The sequence below is a fragment of the Lacipirellula sp. genome (assembly GCF_965279485.1).
GTDB lineage: Bacteria > Planctomycetota > Planctomycetia > Pirellulales > Lacipirellulaceae > Lacipirellula.
Genome location: NZ_CBDIIC010000002.1, coordinates 4,991,151 through 5,011,495, shown reverse-complemented (window position 1 = coordinate 5,011,495; position 20,345 = coordinate 4,991,151). Strand labels below are relative to the sequence as shown.

At 63.6% G+C, this 20,345-nt stretch carries 15 protein-coding genes; all 15 read left to right on the top strand.

Annotated features, from left to right (window positions below):
• Positions 1-211 precede the first annotated feature (211 nt).
• The 15 genes from ACQY7R_RS27575 to ACQY7R_RS27505 all read left to right on the top strand — a co-directional run bounded on the left by ACQY7R_RS27575 (position 212) and on the right by ACQY7R_RS27505 (position 20,273).
• Positions 212-970 carry a flagellar hook-basal body protein gene (locus tag ACQY7R_RS27575; RefSeq protein ID WP_428308748.1) on the top strand — a complete coding sequence of 253 codons (759 nt, stop codon included), beginning with the start codon at positions 212-214 and terminating at the stop codon, positions 968-970.
• A gap of 64 nt (positions 971-1,034) precedes the next feature.
• Positions 1,035-1,841, top strand: coding sequence for a flagellar basal-body rod protein FlgG (gene flgG, locus ACQY7R_RS27570; RefSeq protein WP_428308747.1), 807 nt, complete (start codon positions 1,035-1,037; stop codon positions 1,839-1,841).
• Positions 1,842-1,881: 40 nt separating this feature from the next.
• Complete coding sequence (gene flgA / locus ACQY7R_RS27565; RefSeq protein ID WP_428308746.1) at positions 1,882-2,964, top strand: flagellar basal body P-ring formation chaperone FlgA; 1,083 nt, start codon at positions 1,882-1,884, stop codon at positions 2,962-2,964.
• Positions 2,965-3,001: 37 nt separating this feature from the next.
• Positions 3,002-3,703: a flagellar basal body L-ring protein FlgH gene (locus ACQY7R_RS27560; RefSeq protein WP_428308745.1), complete on the top strand. Its 702-nt coding sequence runs from the start codon at positions 3,002-3,004 to the stop codon at positions 3,701-3,703.
• A 49-nt stretch (positions 3,704-3,752) separates the two neighbouring features.
• On the top strand, positions 3,753-4,814 hold the full coding sequence (locus ACQY7R_RS27555) for a flagellar basal body P-ring protein FlgI (RefSeq protein WP_428308744.1): 1,062 nt from the start codon (positions 3,753-3,755) through the stop codon (positions 4,812-4,814).
• Between the two features lie 62 nt (positions 4,815-4,876).
• Positions 4,877-5,257, top strand: coding sequence for a rod-binding protein (locus tag ACQY7R_RS27550; protein WP_428308743.1), 381 nt, complete (start codon positions 4,877-4,879; stop codon positions 5,255-5,257).
• 127 nt (positions 5,258-5,384) lie between these two features.
• Complete coding sequence (flgN, locus tag ACQY7R_RS27545; RefSeq protein ID WP_428308742.1) at positions 5,385-5,891, top strand: flagellar export chaperone FlgN; 507 nt, start codon at positions 5,385-5,387, stop codon at positions 5,889-5,891.
• Positions 5,892-6,006: 115 nt separating this feature from the next.
• Positions 6,007-7,704, top strand: a complete 1,698-nt coding sequence (gene flgK, locus ACQY7R_RS27540; RefSeq protein ID WP_428308741.1) for a flagellar hook-associated protein FlgK — start codon at positions 6,007-6,009, stop codon at positions 7,702-7,704.
• A gap of 78 nt (positions 7,705-7,782) precedes the next feature.
• Positions 7,783-10,749: a flagellar hook-associated protein FlgL gene (gene flgL / locus ACQY7R_RS27535; RefSeq protein WP_428308740.1), complete on the top strand. Its 2,967-nt coding sequence runs from the start codon at positions 7,783-7,785 to the stop codon at positions 10,747-10,749.
• 302 nt (positions 10,750-11,051) lie between these two features.
• On the top strand, positions 11,052-11,489 hold the full coding sequence (gene fliW / locus ACQY7R_RS27530) for a flagellar assembly protein FliW (RefSeq protein WP_152097945.1): 438 nt from the start codon (positions 11,052-11,054) through the stop codon (positions 11,487-11,489).
• Between the two features lie 224 nt (positions 11,490-11,713).
• Positions 11,714-11,935, top strand: a complete 222-nt coding sequence (gene csrA, locus ACQY7R_RS27525; RefSeq protein WP_152097944.1) for a carbon storage regulator CsrA — start codon at positions 11,714-11,716, stop codon at positions 11,933-11,935.
• A 747-nt stretch (positions 11,936-12,682) separates the two neighbouring features.
• Positions 12,683-14,809 carry a flagellin gene (locus ACQY7R_RS27520; RefSeq protein WP_428308739.1) on the top strand — a complete coding sequence of 709 codons (2,127 nt, stop codon included), beginning with the start codon at positions 12,683-12,685 and terminating at the stop codon, positions 14,807-14,809.
• Positions 14,810-15,423: 614 nt separating this feature from the next.
• Positions 15,424-18,540, top strand: coding sequence for a flagellar filament capping protein FliD (fliD, locus tag ACQY7R_RS27515; protein ID WP_428308738.1), 3,117 nt, complete (start codon positions 15,424-15,426; stop codon positions 18,538-18,540).
• Positions 18,541-18,734: 194 nt separating this feature from the next.
• The gene (fliS, locus tag ACQY7R_RS27510; protein WP_428308737.1) at positions 18,735-19,184 is read left to right on the top strand and encodes a flagellar export chaperone FliS; all 450 of its coding nucleotides are present in this window, start codon (positions 18,735-18,737) and stop codon (positions 19,182-19,184) included.
• Positions 19,185-19,409: 225 nt separating this feature from the next.
• Positions 19,410-20,273, top strand: coding sequence for a menaquinone biosynthesis family protein (locus ACQY7R_RS27505; protein WP_428308736.1), 864 nt, complete (start codon positions 19,410-19,412; stop codon positions 20,271-20,273).
• Positions 20,274-20,345 lie beyond the last annotated feature (72 nt).

Sequence of the window (20,345 nt, the reverse complement as noted above, 5' to 3'; positions counted from 1 at the left end):
CCACTTCGCCCAACCGGCAAACTCTGCCGATTGCCGATCGGCAACGATCGGCGCCTTCTGCCGCTGGCGCCGCTAGCCTGCTAGCAACCGCGGTGCGCATTGCACTGCGAAAAACTCCAATCAATCTCTCCAGATCTTTCTCGGCACGCCGCGTGCACTGAGCCTGCCTCACCAACATGCAGGGGGGCAACGCCTGCACGACGGTTTCACAATGCCTTACGGCATGTACATCTCTGCGGAAGGGGCGCAAGCCCAGCAGCAGCGGCTCGAAGTGATCGCCAATAACATGGCGAATATGGAGACGGTCGGCTTCAAGCGCGACATCCCCATCTTCCAAGCCCGCTTCGCTCAGGCGATTCAGCAGCAGAGCGACTACCCGCATAGCGGCACGCAAAACGACGTGGGCGGCGGCGTCAAAATCATCGACGTCGAGACCGACTGGGACTCGAAAAGCGTTCGCCAAACCGACATTCCGACCGATTTCACGGTCAACGGCGAAGGCTATTTCCAGGTGCAGCACCCCGACGGCAACGTCTACCTCTCGCGGGCCGGCAACTTCCTGATCGATGCGAACGGCCGGCTGAACACGCAAGACGGCATGGCCGTTCTTGACGCCGACGGCAACGAAATCCTCATCGACAACACCCGCCGCTGGGAGGTTTACCCCGGCGGCAACATCGTGCAAGACGGCGAGTGGACCGCCATCGGCCTCGCCAAACCGCAATCGAACGGCGATCTCGTGAAGATGGGCAACAACCTCTTCCGCCCGCTCGCCCCCACAACGCCTGTCGCCGACGAGCAACGCGACGTTCGCCAAGGATATCTCGAAGAATCAGGCGTCAATCCGACGCGCGAAATGATGTCGATGATCGAAACCTCGCGGGCCTACGAAGCGAACACGCGCATGATTCAGCACCAAGACAACATGATCAGCGGCCTCGTGAACCGTCTTCTCTCGACGCGCAGCTAAGCAATCAATCCACCCCTCGGGCATCGTCCGAGGCCGGCCTCAACTCTCACTCATCAAAACGGCCATGAGCGTACAAACCCTCTACACCGCCGCCACCGGCATGGACGCCCTCGAGACCAAGCTCGACGTCATTGCCAATAATCTGGCGAACGTTAACACGACGGCGTTCAAGCAGGACCGGGCCAACTTCCAGGACCTGTTCTACCGCCAGATGCGCTACCCGGGCGCCCTCGACGCCGACGGCAACATCACCTCGACCGGCGTTGAAGTCGGTCTCGGCGCCCGCGTCTCCAGCACGCAAACCAACTACGAGCAGGGGGCGTTCGAAACGACAAACCGCCCCCTCGACCTCGCCATCGAAGGCGACGGCTTTTTCCGCGTCATCGACGCCACCAACGGCGGCAACCTCTACACGCGGGCCGGCAACTTCGGCATCAACGCCAACAATCAGATGGTGCTCGGCTCGGCCCAAAACGGCTTGGTGATCGACCCGCCGATCTCGATCCCGATCGAAGCGACCAACATCGTCGTCACCACCGACGGCCAGGTGCAGTACAGCACCGCCACCAGTCCGGCGCTGCAGAACGCCGGGCAAATCATGCTGTCACAGTTCTTGAACCCCGACGGCCTGATCAAGCTCGGCGACAACTTATACCGCCAAACCGACGCGTCGAGCTTCCCGGTCGACGGCCTCCCCGGAGCCAACGGCATGGGCACCGTCCGCCAAGGCGTGCTCGAAGCCTCCAACGTCCAGCCAGTGCAGGAACTCATCAGCCTGATCACGACGCAGCGGGCCTTCGAGCTCAACTCGCAGGTCGTCCAAACCGGCGACCAGATCATGCAGGTCGCTTCGAACCTCCGCCGCTACTAACGTCGCCTCGCACCGCTAGCACGCTCGGGTAGGCCAAACCATGTCACGCCAGTTCATCACGCTCGCCCTATTCTCGCTCACGCTCTGCGGGGCAGCCGCCTCCCACGCGACCGAGGTCATCCTCCGCAACCGCGTCGAAGCCAAGGGGAGCGTCGTCCTGCTGGGCGATATCGCCGAGATCAAATCAGCCGACGCCGCCCTGCGCGACCAACTGGCCGCGACGCCGCTCATCCCCTCCCCTGTCGCCGGCACGCCGCAGTATCTCCGCCTCGCCGAGATTCGCGATCTGGTCGCCTCGCGCGGCATCGAGGTCCGCGGCATTCGCTTCGGCGGTACCGCAGTCGTTTCCGTGAGCCCCGAACCCGTCGCTAGCGTCGCGCCGGCCGCCGGCGCCGGTCCAGGCGCCGCTGCCAAGCCCGCCGCGCCGCAACAGCCCGCCCTCCGCACCGAGGCCGAAGTTCAGCTCACGGCCGAGCAACTCTCCACTGCCGTGCGACGCCACCTCTACCAGCAAACGGGTCACGACCTCTGGAACGTCCGCGTTGAAGCCGATTCGAAGCTCGTTGGCATCGTCGAACAGGCGGGCGATAGCATCCGCTTCACCGGCGGCGAACCGCCGTGGGTTGGCCGCCAGAAGCTGACGCTGCACGCCAACGACAAGCCTGTGGCGATGGTCTTCGTCAAAGTCGATCGCCTGGAGATGACAGTCTTCGCCCTGCAGCCGATCAACCGTGGCGACCTCGTCCGCCGCACCGACGTCGAGCTCCGCCCTTACCTCGGGGCCCTCCCCGCTCAAGCGGCCACCACGCTCGAAGCGGTCATCGGCCACGAGGCCGTCCAAGGGATTCGCCCTGACTCGATGATCCAAACCAACCAGCTTCGCTCGCCAGTCGTCGTTCGCCGCAACGAACGCGTCAGCGTTCGCGCCCGGGCCGCCGGCGTCTCGGTTCGCACGTATGCCATCGCTCAACAAGACGGCGGGATAGGCGATCTGGTGATGGTGCAATCGGTCGCTAGCAAAGAACGTTACGCCGCTCGCGTGGTCGGCGCCCGCGAACTTGAGATCTTCACCGCCGGAACCTCGGCAACTGAAATCGCCTCCAATCCAGCTTCGGCGCGGTAATTGCAATTCACCCCCGGCATCCTCACCGGAACATTCTATGTCGCTCTTCTCACACAACCTTCGCCGCTCCTCGCTCGCCGCCTCGGTCACGGCCGGCGCTCTCCTCACGGGCTCGGCCCAAGCGCAGGACAGCAGCCTGTTCCTGTCGCCCATCGCCTCCCAGCCGCAACAGGGGACGTCGATGCAAACGGGCAATTTCATGTTCCGAGAATTGCCGGAAGACCATCGCCCCCGCGAGGTGCAGCTCCACGACACGCTCACCGTGATCGTCGATTACCGCACCCGCATGATCAGCGAAGGCGACGCCGAACAACGGAAGAATTCGTTCCTCAACCAAGCCCTCACCAGCTGGCTCGCCTTTGACGGCAAATCGATCCGCCTCGCCGAGCAAGCGGCGGGCGACCCCCGCATCGCCGGCATCAATAACAGCCAGTACCGGGCGGAGTCCGACCTCGAACTTCGCGACGCGATGTCGTTCAAAATCGGCGCCGAGGTGATCGACATCCGCCCCAACGGCAACCTCTACATCGAAGCCAACTGGAACGTCGAGAACAACGAAGAAAACTGGAAAATCTTCCTCAGCGGCGAGGTCAGCCGCGAATCGATCCAGCCCGACCGCACCGTTACCACCGACTCGATGGTCAACCTCAACATCAAGAAGAAAGAGGTCGGCATGGTTCGCGAAGGGTACGAACGGGGTTGGTTCTCCAAGTTCTACGATCGCTATAAGGCTTTCTAGGACCGCCTGGATTGCTCTCCTCTCGCCGCCTGCTTTTCGACTGACGATTATGAAACTCTTCCGCTCCGCCATCCTGACGCTGCTCGCCGTTGCTTCGCTCTGCGTCGGTGCCGCCGACCTCCACGCCCGCACGGTGCTGCGGAACATCGTCCGCGTGAAGGGCCAGGAAACGAACGTCCTCCGCGGGTTTGGCCTCGTCGTCGGTCTGCCTGGCACGGGCGAAGCGAAAGATCCGGCAACCATGCGAGCGCTCGCCCGCTCGATGGAAATCATGGGCGTGCCGGTCCCGGAAGTCCCCCTCGGCGGCCGCAGCGGACTGCAAGATTTGGAGAAAGTAAAGAACGTCGCTCTCGTGATGGTCACCGCTCGCGTGCCGGCCACCGGCGCTCGCCGTGGCGACCAGATCGACTGCTACGTCAGCGGCATCAACGGCAAGAGCCTCGCCGGCGGCCGCCTCGCGTTCGCCGCGCTGCAAGGCCCTCACACGCAAGACCGCCGCGTCTACGGCCTGTGCGAAGGCGCCCTCCACCTGCAAGATCCCGAATCGCCGATGGTCGCGATCATCAAGGGAGGCTGCCAGATGGAGGAAGACGTCTTTACGCCGTTCGTTCACAACGGCTGCATCACGCTGATCCTCGAAGAACATCACGCCAACTTCCAGACGGCCACCGAAGTTGTCGACTCGATTCACAAGCTCTACTCCCGCGAAGGCGACGGCTTCGTGCAGGCGGTCAACGCTTCGAACATCGTCGTCCGCATCCCGCAGGAATACCAAGACAACCCCGTCGCGTTCGTCGCCGACATCCTCGACGTCGACATTTACTCGGCCGAGCCCGAAGCCCGCGTCATCATCAACAATCGCACAGGGACGATCGTCATCAGCGGCGACGTTACCATCGGCGACGTCGTCATCTCGCACAACAACGTGGTGATCGAAGCCGGCGACCCGCCCGGGTTCACGCCGATCGGCACCGAGCAAGTCAATTCAACGAAGCTTGACGCCCTGGTCGACGCCCTCAACTCGATCAAAGTGCCGAACGAAGATCGCATCGAAATCATCAAAGAGATTGCTCGCAGCGGAAAACTGCACGGGCGATTGATTGTGGAATAAGAAGTGCGAGTGGTCCCCCCAGCCAACTCTTCGTCGCCAAGCATCGCCCCCAATTCGCCATCATGAACATCAACCTCAACAGCACCGCGAACATCGAGCCGCTGCGGGCGACGTACACGTCTGAAGAGCAGCGTCTCAAGGGCGCTCGCCAACTGCAGACCGCCTTCCAAGACTTCGTCGGCAAGAGCTTCTACGGCGAAATGATGAAGTCGATGCGGAGCACCGTCGGTGAACCCGCTTACTTCCACGGCGGCAACGCCGAGAAGATTTTCCAACAACAACTTGATCATCAACTGGCCGATGAAATGACGAAGTCAAACGCGGGCGATCTGGCCGGCACGATGTTCAAGCGTCAGTTCCCCAAGGAAGCGGCTCTGCTCGAGAAGGTCGACAAGCCTTCCGCCGCATCGCTCAGCGATCTCTCTTCGCTCCGTCGTCGCTAAGTCTCGTTCAACGCACCGCCGGCACGCACGCCGGACCATAAAAGCCGCTGGCTCCGCCGGCGGATGAATCACGAGGCGGCCCATCGCTTGCCTCGTCCACCCGCTGCGGCGGGTGGCTTTCACGAGGATGTCAACCTTGATCGCCGCCACGTCGCTCAACTGGGAATCGGAACTCGCCGAGTTGCTCCACCGCCTCTCGACGGCGCAACACGAGCTCCTTGCGCTCCTGTCGATGAAGCGTAATTTGATTATCCAGCGCGACCATCAGGGCCTCGCCGACCTCACCGTGCGAGAAAGCGAACTCGCCGCGGAACTGCAAGCATGCCAGCAACGCCGGCAAGAACTGCTGTCGCAAGCCGACGCCGAAGGACTTCCCTCGCGCTCCATTGAAGAACTCTCGGCCGCATTGCCCCGTGCGGCCGCGAATGCCCTGAAAAACCCGGTCGCCGAGGCCCGTCAGCGGGCGGAACTGATCCGCCACGAGTGCCTCGCGCAGTGGGTCGCCGTACAGCGCACCGTCCTGCATCTTTCACAAATGCTGGAGATCATTGCTACCGGAGGTCGTTCGCAGCCGACATATGGAAAAGGTCGCCTCGTGGAACGAGGAGGCTCGCTCATCGACCAGGCAGTTTAGGAAACGCCGCGAGTTTAGCGCGCAACGACGACGGTCGGCAGCAACGGGCTGTCGGTCGGGCGTCACGTCGCGCTTCCCACGCACGGCGCTCGTCCATTAGCTCATCGGCCTTGTTATGTCGCTCTTCGGCTCCATTCAGATGGCCGGCAACACGCTGCAAGCGATGGAAATCGGCTTGCATGTCGTGGGAAATAATATTTCCAACGCCAACACGCCGGGCTACGTCCGCGAGCGAGTTCTCTACACGCCCGCCCCAGTGCAAAAACTGGGGAATCTCACGCTCGGTCTCGGCGTCCAAATCGCCGGCATCGTGCAGAACATCGACTCCTTCGTCGAAGACCGCCTCCGCGGCGTCGCCAGCGATCGCGCCAGCGCCGACATCCAGCAGAAAGTCTACAAGGACCTCGAATCGATCGTCGGCGAGCTGTCGGACACCGACGTCAGCACGCAGATGTCTAACTTCTTCAATAGCATTGATGAAGTGATCAACCAGCCGGACGAAATGGCCGTCCGCAATCTGGCGGTGCAAGCCGGCAAGTCGCTGGCCACCACGATTAATACGCTTAGCCGTCGCGTCAACACGTCGTACGAAGAGTTCGGCATCGAGGTGAATAACCTCACCGACGAAATCAACGCGCTGACGGACAACATCCGCAAGCTCAACGTTCAAATCGTCTCGCTGGAAGGCGGCAATCCCACGGCGAGCCAGGCCGGCGCCCTCCGCAGCCAGCGCAGCGTCGCCCTCAAACGCCTCTCCGAAATCGCCGACATCAACGTCACGGAAAACCCCGTCGGCGCCGTCAACGTAACCGTCGGCGGCGAGTTGCTCGTTTTCGAGGGGACCAGCCGGCAAGTCAAAACCGACTACGCCACCACTAACGGCCGGCCGACCGCGACGATCCAGTTCGCCGAAAACAACAGCCCGCTGCACGTATCGGGCGGCGAACTTCACGGCATTTACGAAGCTCGCGACAAGATCGTCGGCGGCTTTCTCGATCGGCTCGACAACTTCGCTGCATCGCTCGCCAACGAATTCAACAAGATCTATTCGCAAGGCCAAGGCGCCACCGGTTTCCAGAGCGTCACGAGTACCGAGTCCGTGAACAACTCCGGCGTCCCGCTCGACGCGGCCGGCCTGCACTTCACGCCGACCAATGGCCAGTTCAAGCTGCTGGTCTACAACACGACTACCAAACTTACCGAGACGCACGTTATCAACGTCGATCTCGACGGCCTCCAAGACGACTCGTCGCTGGGGTCGATCGTCAACCAGATCAACGCCATCGCCGGCGTGACTGCGCAAGTCACCACCGACAACAAGCTGAAGCTCACGGCCGGCAGCGCCGAAACGCGACTCTCGTTCGCCGACGATAATAGCGGCTTCCTAGCCGCCATTGGCATCAATACGTTCTTCACCGGTTCGAGCGCCTCGACGCTGGCGATCAACGACGTCGTCGCGGCAGATGGTTCCAAATTCGCCGCCTCGTCCGCCGGCATTGGCGTCAACGTCCAAAACGGACAGCGTCTGGTCGCCCTCCATGACTCCGGGCTGTCGAGCCTCAACGGCAACTCGCTCACCGGGCTCTACGACCAGCTGATCAACGAGACGGCTCAAGGCGCCACCGTCGCCGGGTCGCTGGCCGACGGCTTCAAAGTCTTTGAGCAAACGCTCGAAGCGAAAGCGCAAGCCGTCAGCGGCGTGAATCTCGACGAAGAAGCGATCGACATGATCATGCTCCAGCGCACCTACCAAGCGTCGGCAAGATTCATTTCCACGCTCTCAGAACTCATGGACGTCTTGGTCAACCTCTAACCTAGCGAGCCGGGGCGTCCCGCCCCCGGCGCGGCAACATAAAACACGCACGCCCGGCCCCCAGAGCCGCGCTCAGCCATGGCCAGCATCATCCCGCTCCCGAGCACCCGCGTCAGCAGCATGCTGGTCCGCCAGCGCCTGCTCGCGCAAATGCAGGGCGACCAGCTCGACCTGTTCCGACTGCAAAACCAGGTCAGCACGGGCCAGCGGTTCACGCTGCCGAGCGAAGACGCTCCGGCCGCTCGCCGGGCGATGACGTTGCAGCGGCTGCTCGAACGTAAATCGCAAATCGGCTCAAACATCGAAACCGGCCAGTCGTTCCTCAAAAGCACCGACGTCGCGCTGAACAACGTCGCCGGCCTGCTGGGCGACATCCGGGGTCTGGCCCTCGGCGTCTCCGGCACGACCTCGACCGACACGGAACGACAGGCCGCCATCACCGAAATCAACCGCGCCATCGAACAACTGGTTTCCGTCGGCAACACCCAGTTCCGCGGCCGCTATCTGTTCGCCGGTTCGCAAACGAACGTCGAGCCCTACTCGTACGACGGCGCGAACGTCACCTACAAGGGCGACAACAAGTCGATCCAAGCCTACTCCGATCTGGGCGTGCTCTTCTCCACGAACGCCAGCGGTCAATCGGTCTTCGGCGGCATCTCGAACGAAGTCCTGGGCGGCATCGACCTTAATCCCGAGATCACCTCCGACACGCCGCTTAGCTCTCTCCGCGGCGGTAAAGGGATCAGCGCCAACGGCGCCATCCAGGTCTCGGACGGTACGAATTCCAGCATCGTCGACATCAGCCACGCCGCCACCGTCGGCGACGTCGTCCGGCTGATCGAAGCGAATCCCCCCGCAGGACGCCGCGTTTCGGCCACCATCACGGGGCAGGGGCTCACGCTGCAGCTCGACCCTGCAGGCGGCGGCAATCTCTCCGTCAAGGAAGTGAACAGCGGCAAAGCGGCCAGCGAGCTCGGCATCCTCAACACGGTCGGCACGCTCACCAATCCGCTCGTCGGCACGGATCTCAACCCGCTGGTAACCAAAACCACCTCGCTGAGCAGCCTCCTCGGCGCCAAAGCGCAAACCCGGCTCGAATCCGCCGGCAGTAACAACGACCTGCTGATTCGCGCCTCCGTCAACGGCCCTCAGTACAACGGCGCCACCGTTCAGTTCGTTGACGACGAACTATTGCGCGCCACGCCCGGTGTTCCCAAAGGATCGGAGTACGCCCAGTATTCCACCACGGCCCGCGCGGCCTCCGCCTCGCTGCAGTTCAGCGGCACAGGAAACGACCTCACGCTCACCGCTAACGCCGCCGGCACGGCGTTCAACAACGTCAACATCGTAGTGAATAGCCAGGCGGGGCTCGGCTCCACGCCCAGCGTCAACTACAACGCCTCGTCGAAGCAGTTGACGGTCACGATCGACTCGGCAGCCGGTACGACGACCGTCGGCGACGTGATGAACGCCATCAACGCCGAAGGAACCTTCACCGCCACGCCTGATCTCAGCGCCGAAGGCGTCGGCTCGCACGATCCGCTCTCGTTCATCCAGCCGAGCGACGCCCTCAACGTTCAAGGCAACACCGGCAACAGCGGCGGCGCCGCGAACACCCTCTACGTGTTCATCCGGAACAACGCCTCCAGCGCCAACAACGTCGCGGCCGCGATCAACGCCCAAGGAACCTTCAACGCGACGATCGACGCGAGCGATACGGCCTTCGCCGCGCAAGCCGGCACCCAGCCCGTCAGCGTCAACGCCACGGCCACGCTCTCCGGCGGCAGCGGCGAACCGCTCGATCTGGCGAGCGGCATCCGCGTCGTCAGCGGCGAAGCCACTTACACGCTCTCGTTCAACGAAGCCAAAACCGTCGAAGACATGTTGAACATCATCAACGGGTCGGACGCCGGCTTGCAGGCCGAAATCAACGCCGACGGCAGCGGCATCAACCTCCGCTCGCGCCTCAGCGGCGCTAACCTGCAGATCGGCGAGAATGGCGGCCGCACCGCTTCGCAGCTCGGCATTCGTTCTTTCAACGGCGACACGCGGCTCGCCGACCTCAATCGCGGCGCCGGCGTTCCGACGCGCCGCGACGCCTATCAGCAAAATATTCCCGACATCGTCAACGACTTCACCATCGCAGCCAGCGACGGCGTTGGCGGCACGGTGAACCTCGATATCGACACCGCCGGCGCGAAGACCGTTCAAGACGTCATCGCGCTGATCAACGGCCACGCATCGAACAATACGGGCGGCGTCCAAATCACCGCGACGCTCAGCGCGGACGGCAACGGCATCGACCTCACCGACGGCGGCGGCCAGCCTTACACGATCACCACCGGCGGCCAAACGGCCCCAGCCGGGTTCCTCAGCAACCTGCCGAACGTCGTCAACGACTTCCGCCTCACGCTCGGCTCGGGCCCCGGCGCGACGCACCTCGATTTCGACGTTTCCGCTGCGAAGACGGTGCAAGACGTCATCGACCAGATCAACAACCGCCCCGAAAACTCCCCCACTCCCGTCGTCGCGGCTCGATTGAACGCCACCGGCAACGGCATCGAAATCATCAACCTGTCGGGCAACCCGATTACGGTCACCGCTTCCGAGGGAAGCCAGGCCGCGGAATACCTGGGCCTCGTCGCCCCCGACGCCACAAGCGCGACCAGCGCCTCCGGCACGCTCTCGGGCACAGACAAGAACTATCTCGACACGCCCAGCGTGTTCACGACGCTCATCCGCCTGAAGGACGCCCTCGGCGCAAACGACATCAAAGCGATCGAAGACGCCATCTCCGGCATCGACGCCGATTTGGAGCGCGTCACCTTCTCGCGTTCCGAAGTCGGCGCCCGCCAACAAGCGCTCGACGTCACGCAAAAGAATCTCGAAGACGAAGACGTCCAACTCCGCACCGCGCTCTCCGACGAAATGGAAGTCGATCTCGTCGAAGCAATCTCGAACCTCACCGCGCGGCAAGTTTCGCTCGAAGCCTCGCTCCGCGTCACCGGCAGCATCTTGCAGATGTCGCTGCTGAATTACCTCTAGCCCCGGGCTCCGCCCGGGGGTCGGCAACCACTCCGCGAACAGCCAGTCCCTCGTCGCGCAACCCCCGGGCAGAGCCCGGGGCTAGAAGCAAGGGCGCCGACAATCACTGCCAACGTCGCGCACCGCCCATCCTCCCGCGATCGCTGCAAACTACCCGATCGCCCCGCCCCCAAGAAGCCGCGCATTTTTACTGGCCTCTCCCGCCTCGCGACGCCGATGCTATGGGTGCCGTGGGATAGCACAGGCGCGCTCGACATGGCGTCGAGCAAAGGAACCGCCTCAAGGAAGGTGCGGGTAGCGATATGGATATTACAACATCTCGATTTGGCGCCCTCTCGATCGGACCGTCGGACATTCTGACGTTCGAACAAGGTTTGATCGGACTTCGCTCCTGCCGCCGTTGGGTCGTGCTGGCCGATGCGCATAATGCCGCGCTCGGTTGGCTGCAATCGATTGACGAGCCCGAGTTCGCCCTCGGCGTCGTCAGTCCGCGACGTTTTGTGCCCGACTTTCAGTTGCGGATCGCCCGCCAGGATCTCGCCCCCCTTCAGTTGGTCGAGCCGACCGACGCGCAAGTCGTCGTCGTCGTCAGCCGCCACGCCGAAGGTCTGGCCCTGAACCTGCGTGCTCCGCTGGTGATCAACGTCGACGCCCGCAAGGGTCGCCAAGTGATCGCCAAAGATCCCCTCCCCGTCCGCCTGATCCTGCCGACCGACGGCGAGATGCGACTGACGGCCTAGTGCTTTGTCAACATTCACTTGAGGAATGTCAAAGCACTCAGAAGTTGCGAGCGACGAGTCGCGAGTTCTGAGACGGATACGGAAGGTATTCTCTCGCAACTCGAAACTTGAAACTCGCTACTCCCACCTACCGATAACCACCACGCGCGGCGTCGCTAGCGACAGCGCGCCTGCCAGATACACCATCAATCCGCGGTTCGCGCCGCGATTCGGGAGACGCCGCCATGCTTGTTCTATCCAGAACTCGCGACGAGAGCATCATCATCGGCGACAACGTCGTGGTCACCGTCGTCGACGTCCGCGGCGACAAAGTGAAGCTCGGCATCGAAGCTCCCCAAGACGTCTCGGTCCACCGCCGCGAAGTCTACGAGGCGATCCGCCGCGAGAATCAGCAGGCCGCCAAACTCCGTCCAGAAGACGCCCGCGGCCTGGGGCGCAATTCGTAGAGCGACGAGAGTCTGCGTCACCTAATAAATTCCTTCTGGTCCCCTCCCCTTGAGGGGGATGGGAGCAAGCGAGCACGGGCAACCCTAAGTTGCCCGAGCGCAGTGCGGTAGTCGGTGTGTAACACAAGGGAGGGGTGACTGCAGCTGGTACCCGGGTTCCTCCCCCCTCCCCAGCCCTCCCCTCCAGGGGGAGGGAGCCTCAAGTACAAGCTGCTCGTCTCGTTGCCTCGCCTCGCCGTCGCGACGCCTCATCGCATCGACTCTAACGATTCTGACAATCCTTCCGCCTACGGCATCCTGGCGCCCGGCGCCTGATCTTGCCGGCTATGCCGACCGCGTCTAGCAAACGCCATTCGGCAACCTGCATTCCCGCCGAAAGGTGCTGTCACTCCCTCAAGCACCCATTTTCTCGCCGTCGATATTTCGCACAGACGGTTTAGCTAGAGCTTGCCGCCAGCGCCCTCACAAGACGCTCGCGACGGTTCTAGCTGCCACGGACTGTGGATTCGCCAAAATTATTCAGCGCGCCGCCAAACTGCAACCTACGCTTGGCGCGATGGACTCTGGCGAGTGCTTGCATACAGGCGAGGATTCGCCGGAGCCGTCGACAACCGAACAACGGTGGACAACGCGAGGCGGGTGACCTCGGCGCCGTGCGATCGACCAAATGCCTGGCCAGAACTGAGCAGCTTCCAAGCGCTCTGGCCCGCGTCGGAAAGTAGCTCTTACCTGACAGGGGTTTGAAGAATGACTCGTATCAACACAAACGTTCAATCGCTGGTCGCTCGCAATACACTGCGCCAGTCGAACGCCTCGCTCGAGCAATCGCTCACGCGGCTCAGCACCGGTCTCCGCATCAACACCGGCAAGGACGACCCGGCCGGTTTGATCGCCAGCGAAAACCTTCGCTCGGACATCACCAGCATTCAGCGCGCCATCACGAACACCGACCGCGCTAACCAAGTCATCGCCACCGCCGACTCCGCCCTCGGCCGGGTGAGCTCGCTGCTCAACGACATCCGCGGCCTCGTCACGGAAAGTGCGAACGCCGGCGCCCTCAGCGACGAGCAACTCGCTGCTAACCAGCTGCAGGTCGACAGCTCGCTCGAAGCACTGAACCGCATTGCCCAAACCACGACCTTCCAAGGTCGCCGTCTGCTCGACGGCAGCCTCGACTTCCTCACGACTGCCGGCAGCAACTTCGGCAACATCTCCGACCTGAAGATCGACCAAGCCAACCTCGGCGCCACCGGCAGCGTGTCGGTCTCGGTGAACGTCACCGCCGCCGCCACCCAAGGCCAAGTCAACGTCGCCAACATCCCGGCGTCGGTCGCTGGCGCCACCGCGACCACGACCGCCACGTTCGCCAACACGGCGACGCAGGCTGCTGGCGCCGTCGCCCTCACGACCGCCGGTCCGTCAGGCTTCACCCTGACTGCCGCCGCAGCTGGTCCTGCCGCCGGCGCGGAAGGCAATGGCGCGGTGAACCTCGTCATCGCTGATGGTACGACTGAAGGCACTGTCTACGACGCCAGCACGAACACGTTGACCGCCACCGTCGATATCTCCGTTGCTGGTAACGATACCACCGCCGATTTGTATGCGGTGATCAACGCCGGCACCGATTTCGTGGCCTCGGCAATCACCGGCGGTACCGAAACGATTTCCGCCTCGACCACCGGTTCGGGTACGCTCACCGGCGGCCGCGACGCCGGCAGCCGTGCCATCACCATCACCGCAGCGACCGCCGGCGCCTCGGCGAACGGCAAGACGGTCACCATTGCCGAATCGGCCTCGGTCACCGCTGGCGCCCCCACCGCCGCGGTCGACGGCTCGGGCAACATCACCGTGACGGTCAACGACACGGCGGCGACCGACCTCGATGATATCTCGACCGCTATCAACGCCCTCGCCGACTACAACGCCTCGATCAACGTCGGCACCGGCGACGGTCTGTACAACCCGACCTCGCAGACCCCGCCAGTCGTCGCCAACACCGCCGGCGGCGTCACCGCCTCGGGCGGCATCAGCGGCGACGTGGTGCTCGAACTGGCCGGCTCGAACGGCGCCGAAGTCCTTTCCTTCGGTGCTGGCACCAGCGCCCAAGGCTTGGCCGACGGCATCAACCTGGTGAAAGACGCCACCGGCGTCGAAGCGGTCGTCAACGGCACCACGCTCCAACTGGTCTCGACCAGCTACGGCAGCAAGTCGGTCGTCGACCTCCGCGTCATCAGCGAAGGCGCCACGTCGACCCCGACCGGCACCTTCACGACCGCCATCAACGACCGTGCTCGTAACACCGGCACCGACGTCCAAGCCTCGATCAACGGCGTGGTCGTCACCGGCGACGGCAACAAGTTCTCGATCAACACGGCCAGCCTCGACATCAGCGGTTCGCTCACCGCTGGCTTCACCGGCACGGCCGCGTTCACGATCGACGGCGGCGGCGCCCTGTTCCAACTCGGTCAGGACGTCGTCTCCAACCAGCAAGCTCGCCTCGGCATCGCCAGCGTCAACACCGCGAAGCTCGGCGGCGTCAGCGGCAAGCTGTTCCAGCTCGGCACCGGTAACAACGCCTCGCTGGCGAATGACTCGACGACCGCTGCCGCCATCGTCGGCGAAGCGATCGACCAGGTCACCTCGCTCCGCGGTCGTCTCGGCGCCTTCCAACGGACGACGCTCGAAACCAACAAGAACGCCCTCAACGACGTGCTTGTGAACCTGAGCGACGCCGAAAGCTCGATCCGCGACGCCGACTTCGCCGCGGAATCGGCCAACCTGACCCGTTCGCAGATTCTCGTTCAGTCGGGCACCACGGTGCTGCAGATCTCGAACCAGAACCCGCAGAACGTCCTGTCGCTGCTCCGTGGCTAATCCTAACCGCGGTTGATTGAAACCTAACGAAGCCGGTTCGGTCCTCAAAAGACCGAACCGGCTTTTTTCGTTGGCGGCTCAACGGGGTCGGGGGCCGCCTCCCCTAGCCCCGGGCTCCGCCCGGGGGTCGCCCGCCATGCCGGTAGACGTCACCCCGCAAAAGATCAACCGCAGCGCCGCGGGCGCCACGCACTCAGTCCTGAAAGGACGCGCTGTGAAAGCCCAGGGCGGAACCCTGGGGTCGCGATTCATCACATGACCGATAGCCCTGTAAGGGCGCGCTCGGGTGAACGAACAATGACGCGCGCCCTTTCAGGGCTATTGATGCTAATTCGCTTGCCTTCCCAGGGCTTCGCCCTGGGCTTTCATAGCGCGGCCTTGCAGGCCTTTGAGCACGAAGAGGAGACGCTTACCGCTAAAACCGGACGAACTCGCATGCTAGCACCGCGGTTAACAGCATGGAGTATCTGGCGGAACTCTGCCGATAACTCCTGATACGCCGTCGCCCGACGACCGGCTTCGGCGAATGCTCCTCCGCGACGTAGGCTTGCGTGTGGCGAAAACTCCACGCGGCCGACTCGACGCCTTGATGTTGCGATCGAAAGTCTGAACGTATGGCAAGAATTTCCTCCAACGTCGGTTTGGTCACCGGACTAAACATCCAGGACACCGTCAAGCAATTGATGGCAGTCGCTGCGCGTCCCAAAGACATTCTCAAGACGCGCAACGACAGTCTCAAGCAAGAACAGCTCGCCTACGATACGCTCGGCTCGAAGCTCCTCAGCTTTCAGTTCTCCGCGAACAAGCTCAAGGCGAGCACCGTCTACTCGACCCGCACCGCGAAGTCGAGCAACGAATCGCTGCTCCAAGTCTCCATCGCCACCGGCGCGACGCCTTCGATCGGCTCGTTCCAAATCCGTCCGGTGCAAGCCGCTTCGGCCCAGCAAGTCGTGAGCCAAGTCTTCGAAGGCGCTGCGGCCAACCTCGGCAGCGGCACGTTTTCGTTTGGCTTCGGCGGCTTCCTCGATCAGGGCATCACGCTCGACCAAATCAACGAAGGCGCCGGCCTGCAGCGCGGCAAGATCCGCATCACCGACCGCAGCGGCAGCGCTGCGGTGATCGACCTCAGCTTCGCCCGCACCGTCGACGACGTTGTCGCGGCGATCAACAACAACACCGACGTCGGCGTCAACGCCTCGGTGAGCGGCGACTCGTTCGTCCTCACCGATAGCTCCGGCGGCAGCGGCTCGATGACCGTCGCCGAAGTCGCCGGCGGCACGACGGCCGCAAGCCTGGGCCTCGGCGGCGTCAACGTCGCCGCCAACACCGCCACCGGCGCCGACATCCTCCGCCTCCACGCGGAGACGAAGCTCTCGACGCTCAACGACGGCAACGGCGTCACCGTTTCCAAGCAGGGCATCGTCGACATCGACGTCACCCTCTCCGACGGGTCGTCGCTCGGAATCGACCTGCACGACGCCGACACCCTCGGCAAAGTCCTCGAACAAATCAACACGGCCGGCGCCGGCAAACTAACCGCCGCCATATCCAGCGACGGCAACCGACTGGAACTCACCGACCTCACCTCGGGATCGAGCGACTTCAAGGTCGAAAACGGCGTCGTCGGCGCCGCCGCCGATGATCTTGGCATCGCCACGACCACCAGCGGCTCGTCGATCACCGGCAAGCGAGTGCTCAGCGGCCTCCGCGATTCGCTCCTTAGCAGCCTGAACGGCGGCGCAGGCGTCGGTACGCTCGGCTCGCTGCAGATCACCGATCGCGCGGGCGTGAACGGCTCCGTCAATCTCGCCGGCGCCGAAACGCTGAGCGACGTCATTTCGCGCGTCAACGCCGCGGCGCCCAATGTGACGGCGTCGATCAACTCCGCTCGCAACGGGCTGATCATCACCGACAACTCCAACGGCGGCGGCAATCTGCTCATCGCCAATGGCGACGCCACGAACACCGCCGACAAGCTCGGCCTCGCCGCCAATCAGGCTGCTGGCACGAAGAACTCCGGCGCCCTCAAACGCCAAACGCTGAGCGAAGCGACGCTCCTCTCGTCGCTCAACGGCGGCAAGGGCGTCGTCTTCGGCGACGTCCGCGTCACCGACTCCAACGGCGCCGCCCGCACGGCGAACATGAAGTCGTCGGGCCTCGAACCGAAGACCGTCGGCGACGTCATCAACTCGATCAACCAACTCACCAACGGCGTCGAAGCCCGCATCAACGACGCCGGCGACGGCATCGTCCTCGTCGACGTCGTCGGCGGGTCGGGCACGCTCGGCGTCGCCGACCTCAGCGGCGACATCGCCAAATCGCTCAATCTTACCCGCGCCAGCACGAAAAAAGACGTCAACGGCACGGAACGGCAGGTCATCGACGGCACGAACTCGTACACGATCGATCTGTCGAATCTGCAGAGTTCCAGCGCCGCCGTCCCGCTGTCGTCGCTCAACGGCGGCAAAGGCATCGGCGCCGGCGACATCCGCATTACCGACTCCACAGGCAAGCCGCTGGTCCTCGACCTCAACGGCGCCGACTCCGGCATCACCACTGTCGGTCAGGTGATCGATGCGATCAACGCGAAGGCCGAGGCCACGGGCGTGAAGGTCGTCGCCCGACTCAACTCGGCGAAGACCGGCATCGAACTCGAAGACGCCGCCGGCGGCGCCGGAAAGCTGAAGGTTGAAGAAGTCGGCAACGGCACCGCCGCGAAAGATCTCAATATCCTTGGCGAGTCGACGGTCATCGGCGGCAAGAAAATCATCAACGGCGCCGGCGCCTTCACCGCCTCCACCGGCACCCAAACCGGCCTGTCGGCCCTCGCCGCGAAGATCAACGATCTCAAAGCCGGCGTCACTGCCTCGACGGTCTACGATGGCACGGGCTATCGCCTCAGCCTCTCGGTGAACGCCACCGGCTCGGCCAATCAATTGCTCATCGACTCCGGCACCTCGGCGATGAACTTCACCGAAACCGCCAAGGCCCAAGACGCGGTCATCCTCTACGGCAACAGCAGCACGCCCGGCGGCGGCGTGCTCGTCAGTTCGCAGACGAACACGTTCAACGGCGCCATTCCGGGCCTGAATCTCACCGTCTCCGGCGCGAGCGATACGGCGATTACCGTCGGCGTATCACAGACGGATGAAACGCTGCTCACGTCTGTCGACGATTTCGTCAAATCCTACAACTCGCTTCGCGACGACCTCGACAAGCTCACTTCGTTCGACGCGGACGCCCTCACCACTGGCCTCCTGTTCGGCACGAACGAAGCGCTCCAAATCGATACGCGGCTATCGCGAGCGCTGACCGATCGCTATTCAGGCCTGGGCAACTTCCAGTCGCTTGAGCAAATCGGCCTCAGCGTCGACGCGGATGGCAAGCTTGCCGTCAATAAAACGAAGCTGAAGGCGGCGTTCGCCAACGATCCTGGCGGCGTCGAGCAGTTCCTTTCGAACGCCCAGACCGGCGTCGCGGTGAAGATCTCGAAAGTCGTCGACGGTTTGGCCGGCGGCGAGAATTCCCTCATCGCTTCCAGCAGCGAGGCGCTGCAAGCGACGATCGCGTCGAACGAGTTGCGGCTCGATCAGTGGACAACCCAGCTCTCGTCGCAGGAAGAACGTCTAACGAACCAGTTTTACCAACTTGAGCTCGTGATCTCGAAACTGCAGCAAAGCCAATCCGCGCTCGCCGACCTGAAGCCGCTGGCGCCCTATACCGGCGCGTAACGCACTCCCTCTAGCCCCGGGCTCCGCCCGGGGGTTGCGCACCACACCGCCACGGCCGGCAGCGTCATCACCGCTACAACTCCCGGCCACAGCTCGAGGCTAGCACGCAACGCCGACGATCAAACTACCGCCAACCCGCCCCGCATGCCGATAACGTAACTCGCCAGACAAACCATCCGAGTGGGGACGGAATTTTGACGTACGCCAGCGCCAACGCCCGCTATCTCGACGGTCGCGTCCTCACCGCCTCGCAGCCTGAGCTCCAGCTCATGCTGCTCGACGGCGCCATCCGCTTCGGCCGCCAAGCGGAACTGCTCTGGAACGCCGCGGAGCAACGCCTGGAGTGCGATAACTTCCTCACCCGCACCAACGACATCGTCGAAGCGCTCGTGCAGGGCCTCGATATGTCTTCGGAGCTCTCACGCCGCCTAGCCGACGAGTACGCCTTCGCGTTCCGGCAGCTCGCGCTGGCCCAGCTGAATCACGACGCCGCCCCGCTGGCTGCGGCTCTCCAGCTGCTCGAATTCGAGCGTGAAACGTGGAAGCAAGCCTGCGAACGGCTGAAGGCGGAAGCCCCGTCGACGCCGATCGCCCCCCTCGCCGGCCTCCACTACGAATCCGCCGGCCTCTCGCTGCAGGGCTAACCCGCTCGCAGTAGCCGCCGGTCAACGACCGGCCGGAGCGGCACAAAATAGACGCCGCCCCGCCCTCCCCTGCCGTGGTCGCTTTCGCCGCAGGAAGCCCAACGCGCCTCGCTCCGGCGGCTCGTTGAGCCGCGGCTACTCGCCCCCTTCGCCGCCCCGGCCGAAATCGGTAGGATGGGTTGCTTACCCAACCCGCCAAACAGCCCGCCACTGCCGAGGTCCGTCGTGTCCGCTACCCAAGCCAAGCAGCTCATCCGCGTCGGTCATAGCCCCGATCCCGATGACGCCTTCATGTTCCACGCCTTGGCGAACGACTGCATCGACACCGGCAAGTATCAATTCACGCACGAGCTGGTCGACATCGAGACCCTCAACCGCCGCGCGTTCCAGGGCGAGCTCGAGCTGACCGCCGTCAGCATCCACGCCTACGCCTTTCTGCACGACAAGTACGACCTCTGCTCGTGCGGCGCGAGCATGGGCGATGGCTACGGCCCGATGGTCATCGCCAAAGAATTGTGCACCATCGACGACCTCCGCACGCAAACGATCGCCGTCCCCGGCACGCTCACCAGCGCGTTCCTCGCCCTGCGGCTCTGTCTCGATCGGGACTTCGACCATGTGGTCGTCCCCTTCGATGAAATCATCGAGGTCGTCAACCGCGGCGAATACAACGGCAAGAAAATCGACGCGGGTCTGATCATCCACGAAGGCCAGCTCACCTACGGCCAGAGCAACCTGAAGCTGATCGTCGACCTCGGCGTCTGGTGGATGGAACTCACCGGCCTGCCGCTCCCGCTCGGCGCCAACGCGATCCGTAAGGACCTCGGCCCCGAAGCGACGCAAGAAGTTCAGCGGCTACTATACGAGAGCATCAAGTACGGCCTCGACCACCGCGAAGCCGCCCTCGAGCACGCCCTGCAATACGGCCGCGACCTCGACCGCAGCCAGGCCGACAAGTTCGTCGGCATGTACGTGAACGACTGGACGCTCGACTTCGGCGCCCGCGGCCGCGACGCCGTGACGCAGTTCCTCGCCATGGGCTACGAACGCGGCGTCCTGCCGAAGCTGGTCACGCCCGTCTTCGTCTAGCCCCGGGCTCCGCCCGGGGGTCGCGCACCACGCCACAACGGCCAGCAGCGCCATCACCGCGCATCAAATGGG